This is a genomic window from Pseudoalteromonas luteoviolacea (assembly GCF_018100925.1).
Classification (GTDB): domain Bacteria; phylum Pseudomonadota; class Gammaproteobacteria; order Enterobacterales; family Alteromonadaceae; genus Pseudoalteromonas; species Pseudoalteromonas obscura.
Genome location: NZ_JAGJEH010000042.1, coordinates 1 through 1,519, shown reverse-complemented (window position 1 = coordinate 1,519; position 1,519 = coordinate 1). Strand labels below are relative to the sequence as shown.

At 41.5% G+C, this 1,519-nt stretch carries 1 protein-coding gene; it reads right to left on the bottom strand.

The genetic code is table 11. The features are described 5' to 3' along the window. Positions 1–593: 593 nt before the first annotated feature. Positions 594–833: a transposase gene (locus J8M00_RS27930; RefSeq protein ID WP_432652298.1), complete on the bottom strand. Its 240-nt coding sequence runs from the start codon at positions 831–833 to the stop codon at positions 594–596. Between the last annotated feature and the right edge of the window lie 686 nt (positions 834–1,519).

Below are 1,519 nucleotides of genomic sequence, written 5' to 3'. Positions count from 1 at the left end.
ACCGTCGTCCTGAACTCGTTTCAGGATCCATGTTTTTGATGTTGGGTAGGTTTTGGAGATGACAGTCTCAGCAATAGTTAAAACAGCTCACTTCATCTTGCGCAAAAGAACCGTACTCACTGCGTTCGCAGTCGGTAGCCTTTTGCACGTTATTCACCTTGCGTAAAAAGAGCGGGTTCACTTCGTTCGCTGTCGCGAACCTTTTACACGATAAAAGTAGGACATCGCCAGCCAGGTGGCCCCGACTAGGCGCGCCTGAGCACTTATAGGTCGATAAATAACATTCATCTATGAATCTAATCGACATTAGTACATCCACGTACGTCAAACTCGTTGCAGCAATGCAGCGGGTTTTTTGCATTTAAGTCCCTCTGCAACAGCTAAACTAGCTCACTTCACCTTGTGCGAAAAGAATGCCAGCGTTTCGCGCTGTATCATAAACCTTTCGCACGATATTTACCTAGCATAAAAAGAGCCAGTTCACTGCGAACGCAGTCGGTAGCCTTTTGTACTTTAGACCCAGAAGCAAGTTCCAATGCTGTTCGTTTAAAGGTTATTAAGTGCTTGGCTCCTCTTACTTTCAATTACTTTGCCTACAATGCCGCTTCATACCTTATGAGGTTGTATGCTATCAATATGCCGTAAAGCTCTTGAATTACTAACTCTGACTTTATACTTCGAAGGGTCACAATGTTTTTTGGCATCGATTTCTTGATATCTCTATAGCCCAACTCAATTGGCCACCGCTCATGGTAAAGTGCTGTGATACCTTTTCTCGAATATTGCTCACGAGGTAGAGAAGCCGCCAATAGCTTTGGTTCGAAACCATTTATCAGGTATTTAATAAGCCTAAATTGCCAACCTTTAGGGAATGTACTAGAACGCTTAAGAGTATGTGAGCTGTCCTCATCGGTACTCCATACGTCATCTTGGACTCATGTCATTTAATTTCATGTTGTAAAGGAGCACGTGGAACCTATCTGAATTCAGTGCCTCTATATGGCAGAGTTTGTCTATTTGGATGGCGCTCATTCCAGGTAAATTATCTACCAGCTGCGAGGCAATTGTAATTTCACGCTTTTTAAATTCCCATAATCCCGCATTAAGTATAATTTGAGAGCTGGTATTCATTAGGTAAGCGAGGAGAAAAGTGGGAACAAAAAAGATCGCTCTCCTTTACTGTGCGCAGAGCCAAAATATACACGACTCATTGGTGTATCTTCAGTTACCCCATCAATACTATAAATATGTAACTCCTGCCTAATCTAAATTGGTTTATAGGCTAATCATGGACCAATCTCTTGAATAGATTCACTTCACATCAACAGAATGAGTCGGATAACATCTTCAGGGGTTATTTTTCGCCTTTAATCACTCGGCAGAACATTTGTTGTTAAATGGTGTAAATAAATCATTCAACATAGACGTTCCGTCAATGAACGTCTAAACATGTCATATTCGGAAGATCGTTCAAGAGGTATTAAATGATCAACATTGGAGGCAAATTCAGGATCCATGA